This is a genomic window from Sphingomonas psychrolutea, from assembly GCF_014636175.1.
GTDB lineage: Bacteria > Pseudomonadota > Alphaproteobacteria > Sphingomonadales > Sphingomonadaceae > Sphingomonas > Sphingomonas psychrolutea.
On sequence record NZ_BMDW01000026.1, the window covers coordinates 38,639 to 51,029 of the forward strand.

A 12,391-nucleotide genomic window follows, 5' to 3' on the forward strand; every position below is an offset into this window, starting at 1 on the left:
GAGAGCGCGTTATCGCGTCCGCAACAGGACCGTGAGGGGGACGCATGACACGACGCAAGCTGGTGGCGGGCAATTGGAAAATGAATGGCGACCGCGCGGCGCTGGCTGAGTTGGTGGCGATTGCGGCGGCCGGTGCGGGGGCGGTTGATGTAGCGATTGCGGTGCCGGCGACGCTGATTGCGCCGGCGGTGGCGCTGGTGCCGGGTTTCGCGATCGGCGGGGAGGATGTGCATCCTGCCGAGACGGGCGCGCATACCGGATGTCTGTCCGCCGCGCTACTCAAGGAAGCCGGCGCCAGCTTTTGCATTGTCGGACATAGCGAGCGTCGCGCCGACTGCTACGAAACCGATGCCGAGGTGAAGGCCAAGGCCGAAGCGCTGCACCGCCACGCCATGCGCGCAATCCTGTGCGTTGGCGAAACGCTGGCCCAGCGCGATGCGGGGCAGGCCGAGGCGGTGGTGACAGGGCAGATCGCCGCATCGCTGCCCGAGGGCGCGGCGGCGGACTGGCTGTCGATCGCTTATGAGCCGGTCTGGGCGATCGGAACGGGACGCACGCCGACCGTCGCGGACGTGGCGGCGATGCACGGTGCGATTCGGGCGAAGCTGCGCGCGTTGATCGGCGCGGAGGCGGATGCGATGCGGATTCTGTATGGCGGATCGGTGACGGCGGAGAATGCGGCGGCCTTGCTGCACGCGGGCGATGTCGACGGCGCGCTGGTCGGCGGCGCGAGCCTCACGGCGGCGAAGTTCGTGCCGATTGTGGCGGCGGCTGGGCAACGCATCCTCTCCCGTTCGCCCTAAGCTTGTCGAAGGGCTGCGTGCCACACGTCCGTCGCTGTTTGTGGCAAGCGGGGCTTCGACAGGCTCAGCCCGAACGGATTTAGGGGACCGAAATTGGCGGTGGGACGAGCCCGATCAGCTTCATCGCCACCGCCTGCACGACCATCGTCACCAGCCAATAGCCGCAATCGCCAAGCACCGCCGACCATGGCAGGGCGCGGTGACGCTCTGTGACGAGGATGCTCGGCAATACGAATCCGGCCCAGATGACGATTGCACTGCCGACCGCCATCACCCACGGGCTCGCTTTGTCGGGGGCGAGGATCAGCGCGCCCGCGAGAATCGCGGCGAGCCAGAATTCGCCGAGCGTGATGACCAAGAGTGTGCTGCCCGAGACGCGCGCGTGCGGCCCGAACAGCGTGCGATACGCCCCACCGATCATCAGCCCGAGCGCGGTCGCGATCAGGATCGGGACCAGGTTGAGCCAGATGTAGATCATCCCGGATAGCGCCCCTTCAGCACCGCCCAGGCCGCGCGCAAGCCGAGCGCGTCGCCGCCATTTGGTCTACCCGGCTTGGACGCTGGCCGCCATGCGAAGGTATCGAAATGCGCCCAGGGCGTGCCTGCATCGACGAAGCGGCGCAGGAACAAAGCGGCGGTCACCGACCCGGCGAAACCGCCATCGGGGGCATTGACCAGATCGGCGATGTCGGACGTCAGCATCTCATCATAGCCGTTCCACAGCGGCATCCGCCACAGCGGATCGCCGACCGCGTTCCCTGCCGCGAGTAAGGCATCGGCGAGCGTATCGTCATTGATGAAGGTCGCGGGCAAATCAGGCCCGAGCGCCACACGCGCGGCGCCGGTCAGCGTCGCGAAATCGAGGATCAGGCCGGGGTTGCCCTCCGCCGCCTTGGTCAGCGCATCGCCGAGCACCAGCCGACCCTCGGCATCGGTGTTGGTATTCTCGACCGTCAGCCCTTTGCGCGTCCGCAGCACGTCGCCGGGGCGGAAGGCGTTGCCCGCAATGCTGTTCTCGACCGCCGGGATCAGCAGATGCAGCCGCACCGGCAAGCGCAGCCCCATCACCAGCCCGGCGAGCGCGAGCGCGTGCGCGGCACCGCCCATGTCCTTCTTCATCAGCTTCATGCTGCCGCCGGTCTTGATGTCGAGCCCGCCCGAATCGAAGCACACGCCCTTGCCGACGATCGCGATGCGCGGGTTCTTCGGGTCGCCCCATTCGAGCTCGATCAAGCGCGGCTCGCGGCCTTTCGCGGCGGCTTGGCCGACGGTGTGGATCATCGGATAGCCTTGGGCCAGCGCGTCGCCCCTGGTGACCGTGAGCGTTGCCGAATGCGCCTCGGCCAGCGTCTTTGCTTCCGCTTCCAGTTCGGCGGGGCCGAGATCGGCGGCGGGGGTGTTGACGAGATCGCGCACTTTGGCGGTGGCGGTCGCGAGGCGGACGGTCTCGTCAATTTTGGCGGGCTCGCCCGTCAGCAGCACGCGCGGGCCTTGTGCGGCGTCGTCGCTCTTGTACCGATCGAATTTGTGCTGCGCGAGGCACCACCCCAGCATCGCCGCGCCGGGTTCGCCCTCGGCCAGACGATAAATGCCCTCGGGCAATTGCTCGCCGAGCGAGGCGATCCGCCACGGCGACTCGAGGGCTTCGTTGCACACCAGCAGCATCGCCCAATCATCGGGGCCATCGCCCGGCAAGACCGCACGGTTGCCCGCCTTCCCCGTCAGCCGATGCGCCGCGACAGTGGTGCGGATGCGCGGCGGTTGTGCGTTCAGCCACGCCGCCCAGGCATCGGGATGGACGACGTGGATGGTGCGCGCGGGCTGGCCGCGATCGGGCTGCAGCAGGGGTACGAAATCGATCATTGCTGGGTGGGGGCGATCAGGAATTGTTCGATCTTTCCGTTGCTGCCGGGTTCAACATAGGTGCTGAGCGCGAGCGTGATGCCGGGATAGCTGACGCGGTATACCCGGTTGACGAAGCCGCCGCGCAACCGCGCCGTGCCCATCTGAGCGAAGCTGCGCGGCGTGCCGAGCGGCGCGAGGCTGTTGCGATAATCGCCCAGCGTCGTTGCGGTGAAATAGAAGTTCGCATTTTCGGTCAGGCGGCTGCGGTCGAGCGTGCCGCTGCGTATTTGGTCGAACACGCTGCGCGCTTGCGCCAAGGCGGCGATGTCGGCGGAATCGAGGGCAGGGGCCTTGAGCACGATGCCCGACAGCTTTTGCGCGAGCGTCTTGAACGCTTCGTTCGACCAGCTGTTGGTCAGCACGACGATCGCGGCCTTGTCGTCGGGATAGACGATGTTTTCGGAGAGGAAGCCAACCGCCTCGCCACTATGTTCGATGAAGCGGTGGCCATTGCCGGCCCCGGTGAACACGCCGAGGCCATAGCCGTTGGTGGTGCCATCGGTCAGTTTGACCGGCGTTTCCTGCGCTGCCCAATCCTCCGGGGTCAGCACCGCGCGATCGAGCCGCGCGACATCCCACAGCGCCAGCGATTTTGCGCTCATCGAGAGCTCGCCTGCGGCATAGAGCCAGCCATGCGCAGCGGGCGTGACCGGGCGCACCGGCCCCAGCGCAGCGCGACCATAGCCTTGCGGAAAGCCCGGCCCGATCGCGAGGTCTTGATCGTAAGCGGTGATGCCGAGCGGCTTGAAGACGCGCGTTTGCAGGAAATCGAGCAGCGGCTGGCCCGACACTTTCTCGACGATCATCCCCACGACGACATAGCCGGTATTGGAATATTGCCATTGCGTGCCGGGCGTGAAATCGAGCGGCTTCTTGGCCCAGCGATCGACGATCTGCTGCGGGGTGACGGGGGTCGCCATCGCCTTGAAGCTGTAATCCTGCGGCCAATAATCCTCCAGCCCGGCGGTGTGGCTGAGCACTTGGCGGATCGTGATCGTCTCGCCGCCGCTGATGCCGGGGACGTATTTCGCGACGGTGTCGTCAAGGCTGAGCTTGCCGTCGCGCTGCAACAGCAGGATCGCGGCGGCGGTGAATTGCTTCGAGATCGAGGCGATCTGATACGGCGCGTCGTCACGCGTCGTGCCGGTTTCGGCTTGCTTGCCATAGGCTTTGACATAGACGATCCGCCCGCCGCGCACGATCGCGATCGAGGCCGAGGGCACGCCCGATTTAGCGAGCGTCGCGGTGACGGTGCGATCGACCCGCTGCGTCTCGGACGGGGTGAGCGATTGCGCAAGGCCGGGCGAGGCGAGGGTGAGCAGCAGAGCAGAAAACAGGGTGCGAAAGAGAATCACGCGGACATCCATTGTTCGGCGAGGCGGGATGTCGATCATGTCATTGTCCCGCCCCCAAAGGGAAGGGCCGATCGGCTCTTGCGGAAACATGTATATGCACCTATAATCGAGAAATGGACGGAGATTCCTCCCTTTCGCCCCAGCGGCTGCGCGCAGAATGCGTGTGCCTCAACCTCGCGCGAGTCTCGCGGGCGTTGACCCGGCGGTACGATGCGGCGTTTCGCTCGATTGGCCTGACCTCCGGCCAGTTTGCGATCCTTGGCGGACTCAATCAGCCCGAGCCCGTGCGTATCGGCGCGCTCGCCGATGCGCTTGGGCTCGAGCGCACGACGCTGACGCGCAACCTTGCACCGCTGCAAGCGGCGGGGCTGATCCGCACCGATATCGACGATGACGACAAGCGCGTTCGCCGCCTTGTCCTGTCGGATGCTGGCCGCGACACGCTCGGGCAAGCGGTCAGTCTGTGGCAATCCGCGCAGGACGACAGTCGCCGACGTCTCGATGGCCAAGATTGGGCGTCGCTGCGCGGCGTGCTCGATCGGCTGCAACCCGACTGACCCTTTTTTTGGCGTAATATGTGTAATTACATAGGAGGCTTGATATGGCGACGATTTCGACACAGAGAAGTTCGGTTGTAGGACAAGGCGTGCTGGCCGTGTTGCTTGCCTGGGCAGCGGCGATTTCAACCGCAGCCATGTTGGGCTGGCTGGCAGCGATGCCCAATCTTGGCGTACCGGCGATCACGACAGCGGGGATCACGATGCCGATGCTCGCATATGCGACGATCCCGGCGTTGAAGACCTGGTTCGAGCGTGTCGGACTCAAGCGGCTGACGCTGTTCCACAGTTGGCGCATTGCGGCGGCGGCGCTGTTCTTCTTTTATGGTGCGGACGGCGCGCTGCCCGCGCGACTGGTGCGCGATGCCGGGACAGGCGATTTGGTCGCCGGCGTGCTTGCCCTGATCGCCGTCGCGCTTCCCTTCGTCCGGTGGCGGTATTGGGCGGTGCATGTGTTCGGCGCGGCAGACCTGATCGTCGCGATGGCGACAGGCATCTATTTCTCGTTCGCCGATCCCGCTTCGATGGCCAATGTCAGGCTGCTGCCCTTCGCGCTGATTCCGATGTTTGGCGTGGCGGTGACGTTCAGCGCGCATTTGATCGCGTTCGATTTGCTGCGCCGGGGTAAAGTCGCATAGTCGCAAGCGCCCGGACCGCGCGGTTCGGGCGCTTGCCTTACGCCGGGAAACCGCGGCGACGTCGGTCGATCCGATTCCAGTGACGCCTGGCGCTGCCCGGCGCTTCGGTCAGCGAAGCGGGACACCGTATAAATCGTGCTCATCGGCATCCTCGATCGTGACGGGCACAATGTCGCCTAGCTTGAGATGTCCGGCATCGCGCAGGAAAACTTCGCCGTCGATTTCGGGGGCGTCGGCCTTGGAGCGGCCGGTTGCGCCGCCCTCCTCATCCACCGCGTCGATGATCACGTCGAGGCTGCGGCCGATCTTGGCCTGGAGCTTCTCGGCCGAGATGCGTGCGGTCAGTTCCATCAGGCGGGCGTAGCGCTCTTCCTTAATTTCTTCGGGCACATGGTCGGGCAGGGCGTTGGCGGCGGCGCCCTCGACCGGCTCGAAGCGGAATGCACCGACGCGGTCGAGCTGTGCTTCCTCGAGCCAGTCCATCAGATAGGCGAAATCATCCTCGGTCTCGCCGGGGAAGCCGACGACGAAGGTTGAGCGGATCGCGATGTCGGGCGCGATCGTGCGCCAATTCTTGATGCGCTCCAGCACCTTGGTTTCGTTCGCCGGGCGTTTCATTAGTTTCAGCACGTTGCGGCTGGCATGCTGGAACGGGATATCGAGATAGGGGAGCACCAGCCCCTCGGCCATCAGCGGGATGACGTGGTCGACATGCGGGTAGGGGTAAACATAGTGCAGCCGGACCCACGCGCCGAGTTTGCCCAGTTCGCGCGAGAGGTCGGTCATGTGCGCGCGGACTTCTTCGCCATGCCACATCCGCGGTTGGTGGCGGATGTCGACGCCGTAGGCCGAGGTGTCCTGACTGATCACCAGCAATTCCTTGGTGCCTGCCTCGATTAGCTTCTCGGCCTCGCGCAGGATCGCATCGGGGCGGCGGCTGACGAGATCGCCGCGCAAGCTCGGGATGATGCAGAAGCTGCAGCGGTGGTTGCAGCCCTCGCTGATCTTCAGATAGCTGTAATGGCGCGGGGTGAGTTTCAAGCCGCTGTCGGGGACGAGGTTCAGGAACGCGCTCGGCGGCATCGGGGCGGCTTCATGCACCGCGCCGACGACTTCCTCATATTGATGCGCGCCGGTGACGGCGAGCACGTTCGGAAATTTCGCGCGGATCATCTCCGCTTCCTTGCCCATACAGCCGGTGACGATGACGCGGCCATTCTCGGCCATGGCTTCGCCGATCGCCTCGAGGCTCTCCTCCTTGGCCGAATCGAGAAAGCCGCAGGTATTGACGAGCACGACGTCAGCCCCGGCATAATCGGGCGACATCTGATAGCCGTCGCTGCGCAGCTTGGTCAGGATCCGCTCGCTGTCCACGAGGTTCTTGGGACAGCCGAGCGAAACCATGCCGATTTTCGGCGGGGTGGGGAGAAGTGTTGCCATGGGAGGGGCGGCATGTAGCGATTGTATGCGGATTTTCATAGCATCGGAAAATCACGTCTCCCCGGCGAAGGCCGGGGCCCAGTTTCGGGACGCTCGCGATGGACCTACCTTCCTATGTTTACATCATGGCCAACCGCCGCAATGGTACGATCTATCTTGGGTCCACCGACGCTCTCGCGCGTCGTGCATGGCAACATCGCGAAGGCGCGATCGAAGGGTTTACGAAGAAATATGGCTGCACGCTGTTGGTTTGGTACGAGCAACATCCCACACTCGAATCTGCTCGTCTGCGCGAGCGGCGGATGAAGGAATGGAAGCGAGCGTGGAAAGTGCGCGAGATTGAAGGCATGAACCCCGATTGGGAGGATTTGTACGACCGGATTGCGCAATCATGACCGACACCGCAACTGGGCCCCGGCCTTCGCCGGGGAGGCGTTGATGGGAAGTCTTTCCCTCGTCCCGCATCCCGATTTCCCCAGTGCTGCGGTATCGTCTGTCAGCGTTGACGCCGGCAGAAGAGTCGATGGGACGCTGGCGCTTCGTTTCCGCGTTGAAGGAAATTTGGACGGCGTGAACTGGCCCGAAATTGGTGGCCCAGTCGAGCACACCGACGGTTTGTGGAAGCACACCTGCTTCGAAGCGTTCGTGCATTCGGTCGATGAACTGCGATATTTCGAGTTCAACTTTACGACGTCCCTGCAATGGGCCGTATATCAGTTCGACAGCTATCGCGTCGGGATGCGCAAGTTAGAGAATGTTGAAACTTGGGGGACCGGACAGCCTGGACTCGGAAAGGCGAACGCAAACTTCCTGGTGCCCGTGCTTGCCGCAATGTGCGAATGCCGTCTCGGCCTCTCCGCCGTCATCGAAGAAATCGACGGCACCAAATCCTATTGGGCACTAGCGCACGCGCCCGGGCCGCCGGATTTCCACAACCGGGATTGCTTTATCGCGACCCTCCCGGCACCTGACGCCCCATGAACTTCGGTATCGATCGCCTCCTCGCCGACCCCGCACTCCGAGCGCCGCTGGAAGGGAAGCGCGTCGCACTCCTCGCGCATCCGGCCTCGGTCACGGCCGACCTGACGCACAGTATCGATGCTTTGGTCGCGGCAGGCATCAACATCACCGCTGCGTTCGGGCCGCAGCACGGGATGCGCGGCGATCTGCAGGACAATATGATGGAGTCGCCCGATTTCACCGATCCGACCTTCGGTTTCCCGGTGTTCAGCCTGTATGGCGAGGTGCGTCGGCCGACCGGGCAATCGATGGGGACGTTCGACGTCGTGCTGGTCGATCTGCAGGATCTCGGCACGCGCATCTATACCTTCGTGACCACTCTACGGTACATGCTTGAGGCGTGCGCCGAGCATAAGAAGGCGCTGTGGGTGCTCGACCGGCCCAATCCGGTGGGACGGCCGATTGAAGGCCTGACCCTGCGCCCCGGCTGGGAAAGTTTCGTCGGCGCGGGTGCGATGCCGATGCGGCACGGGATGACGCTGGGCGAGTTGGGGGCTTGGTTCATCGCGACGCTGAAGCTCGATGTCGACTATCGCGTGATCGCGATGGAGGGCTGGGACCCCGACGCTGCGCCGGGGTACGGCTGGCCGGTCGATCGCGTGTGGATCAACCCCAGCCCGAACGCGCCCAACGTCAACATGGCGCGCGCCTATCCGGGGACGGTGATGGCCGAGGGTGCAACACTGTCCGAAGGGCGCGGCACGACGCGCCCGCTCGAACTGTTCGGCGCGCCCGATATCGACGCCAAGGCGGTAATCGCTAAGATGCGCGCCCAAGCCCCCGAATGGCTCCACGGCTGTACGCTGCGCGAGATCTGGTTCGAGCCGACCTTCCACAAACATGTCGGCGCGCTGTGCAGCGGCATCCACATCCATGCCGAGGGGCCATCCTATGATCACGCCGCGTTCCGCCCGTGGCGGGTGCAGGCGCTTGGTTTCAAGGCGATCCGGGCGCTCTATCCCGCGTACGATCTGTGGCGCGATTTTCCGTATGAATATGCCTTTGGGAAATTGGCGATCGACGTGATCAACGGTGGCCCGGCGTTACGCGAATGGGTCGATGATCGGGCGGCGATTCCGGCCGATCTCGACGCGATGACGCTCCACGATGAGGCAGATTGGACGGAGGTGCGGCGGCCCTTCCTGCTTTACTGAGTGCATTCAATCGCTTTGCGTTCGTTTCACCGCGGTGCAGCACCGGGTCACGCCTCTCACACAAATTGATGATGGCCACGCAGGGCGCAGTAATCCATGAAGATTTTGCCGACTCGATGGCCTGCGGGGGCCAGTTTCTGCGTACCGGAGGGATGCCGTGGAATCCGACCGCCAATTCTACATGCGGCGCGTAACCGCCGAACGTCAGGCCGCCGCGCGCGCCATCACCGAGGAAGCACGCGAGCGCCGGATGATGCTGGTCGCGATGTATATGCAGAAGCTGCAGGCGATCCCGGCCCTGAGCAAACCCGACATCTTGTAGATATTTTGCGTGTTGTGTAAATAAGACACCGTTAGCAACGGAGTCGCGTCCATGGCCCAACCTATCATGACCGGTGCGGTCTCCCACCCCCTCGTCCAAGCGATCATCACCTATCAGCAAGCGATGGCGACCGGCGACTTTGTTGCCGGGCGCAGCGTTTTTCGCGACGATGTCATCTATGTCGTACCGGGCACCAACCTTTTCTCGGGTACGTATCGCGGTCCGGATGCCGTGATGGGCTATTTCGGGAAGCTGATGGGCGAGACCGGCGGAAGTTATGCGATCGACGCGATGCAGTGGCTCGTTTGCGGCGACAAGGTTCTGCTGGAAACCAAAAATAGCGCCACCCGCGCGGGCACGTCGCTTGCGTGGGATGAAGCGATCCTATTTGTATTCGTCGACGGCAAGAAGGCACGGATCGACCTGTTCCAGGCCGATCAAGCCGCGGTGGATGCATTTTTCGCGGCTTGAGCCTCACCGCTTCCGCGTCAATTCCCTCATCGCCTCATCGAGCCCCGCCAGCGTGAGTGGGTACATGCGGTCGGTCATCAGGTCGGCGATGATACGCAGGCTCTGCGAATAGCCCCATTGCTCCTTGGGGATCGGATTGAGCCACACCGCCGCGGGATAGGTGTTGGTCAGCCGTTGCAGCCACATCGCGCCGGATTCCTCGTTGAAATGCTCGACCGACCCGCCGGGATGGGTGATTTCATACGGGCTCATCGACGCGTCGCCGACAAACACCACTTTGTAATCGTGGCCGAATTTGTGAAGCACGTCCCACATCGGCGTGCGCTCGGCAAAGCGGCGGCGATTGTCCTTCCACACGCCTTCATAGGGGCAATTGTGGAAGTAGAAGAATTCGAGATTCTTGAATTCGGTCGTCGCGGCGGAGAACAACTCCTCACAAAGCTTGACCCACGGGTCCATCGATCCACCAACATCGAGGAACAGCAGCAGCTTGACCGCATTGCGGCGTTCGGCGCGCATCACGACGTCCAGCCAGCCCTGCCGCGCAGTCCCGCTGATCGTGGCGTCGATATCGAGTTCGTCGGCGGCACCGTCGCGCGCGAACTTGCGCAGGCGGCGCATCGCGATCTTGATGTTGCGCGTGCCCAATTCACGCGTGTTGTCGAGATTCTTGAAGTCGCGCTGGTCCCACACTTTCAGGGCGCGCTTGTGCGTGCTCTCGCCGCCGATGCGGACGCCTTCGGGGTTGTAGCCGCTATTGCCGTAGGGCGACGTGCCGCCGGTGCCGACCCATTTGCTGCCGCCCTGATGGCGTTTTTCCTGCTCGTCGAGCCGCTTTTTGAGCGTCTCCATAATCTCGTCCCATGATCCCAGCGACTTGATCGCTTCCATCTCTTCGGGGGTGAGATACTTCTCCGCAACGGCCTTCAACCAGTCAGCGGGAATGTCGGCGGCGCTCTGGCCGAACGTGGTGGCGATGCCCTTGAACACCTTGGCGAAGACCTGGTCGAAGCGGTCGAGCAGGCCCTCGTCCTTCACGTACACCGCGCGCGAGAGGTAATAGAAATCCTCGGGCGTGCGGTCGATCACCTCGGCATCGAGCGCCTCAAGGAGCAACAAATGCTCTTTCAGGCTGGCGGGGATGCCGGCAGCGCGGAGCTCGTCTAGGAAGTTCAGGAACATGGCACATCTCATTCCCCTCCCGCTTGCGGGAGGGGTTAGGGGAGGGGCTGTTCGCCCGGCCCGTTGAGACATGCCCTCCCCCGGCCCCTCCGGCAAGCGGGGAGGAAGAAATTAGCGATAGGCGTCGATCAGCGCACCGACATAATCAGGGTCACTGCTGGTAAGTTCGCGGGCAGGACGGGCGGAGGCACCGTGGGCCAACGCCTTGCCGTAGATAAAGCCGTAGGTCGGATAGGCAGTGCTGCCGAGGCCCTCCATGTCGCGATACCAGACCTTGACCGTGCTCCAGTCGTTATCGGGCGATACGTCGGTCAGCGTCACGTCCTGCTCGGCATGGCCGCGCTCGCCATTCTGGCGCGACCAATTGGCGTGCGTGACCATCACGACACGCGCATCGACCACGCGGCTGATGACCGCGACATGGCCGAGCGGCAGGCGCGCCGTACGCGCGAACACGATGACCGCGCCGGCGCGCGGCGTTTCGCCGCGCTGATAATGGCCATCGGCTTTATCCCACCAAGTCCAGGCATCACCGAAAATCTGGATGCCGGATGCCGCACGCGCGAACGGGACGCATTGCCCGACATAATCAAGCAGTGCGGCAGAACGCGCCGGTGCCGACAGCGCGACGATCGCACAAGCACTCGCAAAAATAATCCCAAGCCGCATTAGGCAACCCTGACAGTCACCCCCGAAGCTTTGGTAGCGATAAATGGTTTAAGCGCCGGTTACCAGAAAGATGCTTCCGAAGGACGTTACGTCCATGTAACGTATCTCATAGATGTCATAATGATCCTGTAAACTACCCATTGGGGATGATGATGTAGCCGAGGAGCAAGTCGTGGAAAGAAACACTGTCATGGCCGCGACCGGCCCCAACATTTTGTTGATTACCTGTGACCAATATCGCTTCCCGCGATTCTGCTATGGCCCGGACGGCGGCTTTGTCGAACCGTTGAAGCAAATTCTCGGCTTTCAGGGGACGGTTGATGCGAGCAACCCCTATGCCAAGTTTTTCCCGGGCCTTTTACGGCTGCGGCAGAATGCGGTTGTACTGCGCAACCACACCATCGCGGCGAGTGCCTGCACACCAAGCCGCGCGGTGATCTATACCGGGCAATATGGCACCAAGACCGGTGTTACGCAGACCGATGGGCTGTTCAAGAATGGCGACTCGCCCAACTTCCCGTGGCTTGAGGCAGACGGCATCCCGACGCTTGGCAGCTGGCTGCGCGAGGCCGGCTATTCGACGCATTATTTCGGCAAGTGGCACGTCTCCAATCCGCCCGAACATTCGCTGAAGCGCTATGGCTTCGACGATTGGGAGGAATCCTATCCCGAACCGCACGGCGCACAGCCGAACAACCTTGGCGTGTATCGCGACGTCGGCTTTACCGACAGCGCGTGTACGTTCATTCGCCGCAAAGGGTTGGCAGCAAACGGCTTTGTTGCATAACGTCGCGAGAGCATAACCGCGCTTTTACTTGAAGATGTTATGAGAGGCGGACGGTCACCGGTGTTCCTATTTCGGAGAAGCGATTCAG

General features: G+C 63.2%; 15 protein-coding genes. 9 read left to right on the forward strand and 6 right to left on the reverse strand.

Annotated elements, in window-relative coordinates:
* Window positions 1–44: 44 nt before the first annotated feature.
* The gene (tpiA, locus tag IEV62_RS16285; protein WP_188449360.1) at window positions 45–803 is read left to right on the forward strand and encodes a triose-phosphate isomerase; all 759 of its coding nucleotides are present in this window, start codon (window positions 45–47) and stop codon (window positions 801–803) included.
* A gap of 79 nt (window positions 804–882) precedes the next feature.
* Here the strand turns inward: tpiA and IEV62_RS16290 are convergent, their stop codons facing one another.
* From IEV62_RS16290 to IEV62_RS16300, 3 genes are read right to left on the reverse strand one after another with little or no spacing between them, the layout of a single operon-like run.
* Window positions 883–1,281: a DUF1761 domain-containing protein gene (locus IEV62_RS16290; protein ID WP_188449362.1), complete on the reverse strand. Its 399-nt coding sequence runs from the start codon at window positions 1,279–1,281 to the stop codon at window positions 883–885.
* The gene (locus IEV62_RS16295; RefSeq protein WP_188449364.1) at window positions 1,278–2,666 is read right to left on the reverse strand and encodes a leucyl aminopeptidase family protein; all 1,389 of its coding nucleotides are present in this window, start codon (window positions 2,664–2,666) and stop codon (window positions 1,278–1,280) included. The genes IEV62_RS16290 and IEV62_RS16295 overlap by 4 nt, the downstream gene beginning before the upstream one ends.
* Window positions 2,663–4,063: a serine hydrolase domain-containing protein gene (locus IEV62_RS16300; RefSeq protein ID WP_229733286.1), complete on the reverse strand. Its 1,401-nt coding sequence runs from the start codon at window positions 4,061–4,063 to the stop codon at window positions 2,663–2,665. The genes IEV62_RS16295 and IEV62_RS16300 overlap by 4 nt, the downstream gene beginning before the upstream one ends.
* A 194-nt stretch (window positions 4,064–4,257) precedes the next feature.
* On the opposite strand from IEV62_RS16300, the gene IEV62_RS16305 reads away from it, so the two are divergent.
* Window positions 4,258–4,620 (forward strand): MarR family winged helix-turn-helix transcriptional regulator, encoded by a 363-nt coding sequence (locus IEV62_RS16305; protein ID WP_229733288.1) that lies wholly within the window; start codon window positions 4,258–4,260, stop codon window positions 4,618–4,620.
* A gap of 44 nt (window positions 4,621–4,664) precedes the next feature.
* Window positions 4,665–5,258, forward strand: a complete 594-nt coding sequence (locus tag IEV62_RS16310; protein WP_188449368.1) for a DUF8737 domain-containing protein — start codon at window positions 4,665–4,667, stop codon at window positions 5,256–5,258.
* Between the two features lie 108 nt (window positions 5,259–5,366).
* On the opposite strand, the gene rimO is transcribed toward IEV62_RS16310, so the two are convergent.
* The gene (gene rimO, locus IEV62_RS16315; protein WP_188449370.1) at window positions 5,367–6,698 is read right to left on the reverse strand and encodes a 30S ribosomal protein S12 methylthiotransferase RimO; all 1,332 of its coding nucleotides are present in this window, start codon (window positions 6,696–6,698) and stop codon (window positions 5,367–5,369) included.
* 98 nt (window positions 6,699–6,796) lie between these two features.
* Between rimO and IEV62_RS16320 the strand changes: the two genes are divergently transcribed.
* The 5 genes from IEV62_RS16320 (at window position 6,797) to IEV62_RS16340 (ending at window position 9,665) form a co-directional block, all read left to right on the forward strand.
* Window positions 6,797–7,093 (forward strand): GIY-YIG nuclease family protein, encoded by a 297-nt coding sequence (locus tag IEV62_RS16320; RefSeq protein ID WP_188449372.1) that lies wholly within the window; start codon window positions 6,797–6,799, stop codon window positions 7,091–7,093.
* A 43-nt stretch (window positions 7,094–7,136) separates the two neighbouring features.
* Complete coding sequence (locus IEV62_RS16325; protein ID WP_188449374.1) at window positions 7,137–7,679, forward strand: DOMON-like domain-containing protein; 543 nt, start codon at window positions 7,137–7,139, stop codon at window positions 7,677–7,679.
* On the forward strand, window positions 7,676–8,872 hold the full coding sequence (locus IEV62_RS16330; protein ID WP_188449376.1) for an exo-beta-N-acetylmuramidase NamZ family protein: 1,197 nt from the start codon (window positions 7,676–7,678) through the stop codon (window positions 8,870–8,872). The genes IEV62_RS16325 and IEV62_RS16330 overlap by 4 nt, the downstream gene beginning before the upstream one ends.
* 157 nt (window positions 8,873–9,029) lie before the next feature.
* Complete coding sequence (locus IEV62_RS16335) at window positions 9,030–9,194, forward strand: hypothetical protein (RefSeq protein WP_188449378.1); 165 nt, start codon at window positions 9,030–9,032, stop codon at window positions 9,192–9,194.
* A gap of 51 nt (window positions 9,195–9,245) precedes the next feature.
* A complete protein-coding gene (locus tag IEV62_RS16340) occupies window positions 9,246–9,665 on the forward strand; it encodes a nuclear transport factor 2 family protein (RefSeq protein ID WP_188449380.1) in 420 nt (139 codons plus the stop codon).
* Between the two features lie 3 nt (window positions 9,666–9,668).
* On the opposite strand, the gene IEV62_RS16345 is transcribed toward IEV62_RS16340, so the two are convergent.
* The gene (locus IEV62_RS16345; RefSeq protein WP_188449382.1) at window positions 9,669–10,847 is read right to left on the reverse strand and encodes a vWA domain-containing protein; all 1,179 of its coding nucleotides are present in this window, start codon (window positions 10,845–10,847) and stop codon (window positions 9,669–9,671) included.
* A gap of 111 nt (window positions 10,848–10,958) precedes the next feature.
* Entirely contained in the window at window positions 10,959–11,516 is a 558-nt protein-coding gene (locus IEV62_RS16350) for a CHAP domain-containing protein (protein ID WP_188449384.1), read from the reverse strand.
* A 172-nt stretch (window positions 11,517–11,688) separates the two neighbouring features.
* On the opposite strand from IEV62_RS16350, the gene IEV62_RS16355 reads away from it, so the two are divergent.
* Window positions 11,689–12,303, forward strand: coding sequence for a sulfatase-like hydrolase/transferase (locus tag IEV62_RS16355; protein ID WP_229733291.1), 615 nt, complete (start codon window positions 11,689–11,691; stop codon window positions 12,301–12,303).
* Window positions 12,304–12,391 lie beyond the last annotated feature (88 nt).

Coding starts and splice junctions, on each gene's coding strand:
- IEV62_RS16345 (WP_188449382.1), bottom strand. CDS start 10,847: ATGTTCCTGAACTTCCTAGACGAGCTCCGCGCTGCCGGCATCCCCGCC.
- IEV62_RS16320 (WP_188449372.1), top strand. CDS start 6,797: ATGGACCTACCTTCCTATGTTTACATCATGGCCAACCGCCGCAATGGT.
- IEV62_RS16325 (WP_188449374.1), top strand. CDS start 7,137: ATGGGAAGTCTTTCCCTCGTCCCGCATCCCGATTTCCCCAGTGCTGCG.
- IEV62_RS16290 (WP_188449362.1), bottom strand. CDS start 1,281: ATGATCTACATCTGGCTCAACCTGGTCCCGATCCTGATCGCGACCGCG.
- IEV62_RS16310 (WP_188449368.1), top strand. CDS start 4,665: ATGGCGACGATTTCGACACAGAGAAGTTCGGTTGTAGGACAAGGCGTG.
- IEV62_RS16340 (WP_188449380.1), top strand. CDS start 9,246: ATGGCCCAACCTATCATGACCGGTGCGGTCTCCCACCCCCTCGTCCAA.
- IEV62_RS16350 (WP_188449384.1), bottom strand. CDS start 11,516: ATGCGGCTTGGGATTATTTTTGCGAGTGCTTGTGCGATCGTCGCGCTG.
- IEV62_RS16330 (WP_188449376.1), top strand. CDS start 7,676: ATGAACTTCGGTATCGATCGCCTCCTCGCCGACCCCGCACTCCGAGCG.
- rimO (WP_188449370.1), bottom strand. CDS start 6,698: ATGGCAACACTTCTCCCCACCCCGCCGAAAATCGGCATGGTTTCGCTC.
- tpiA (WP_188449360.1), top strand. CDS start 45: ATGACACGACGCAAGCTGGTGGCGGGCAATTGGAAAATGAATGGCGAC.
- IEV62_RS16295 (WP_188449364.1), bottom strand. CDS start 2,666: ATGATCGATTTCGTACCCCTGCTGCAGCCCGATCGCGGCCAGCCCGCG.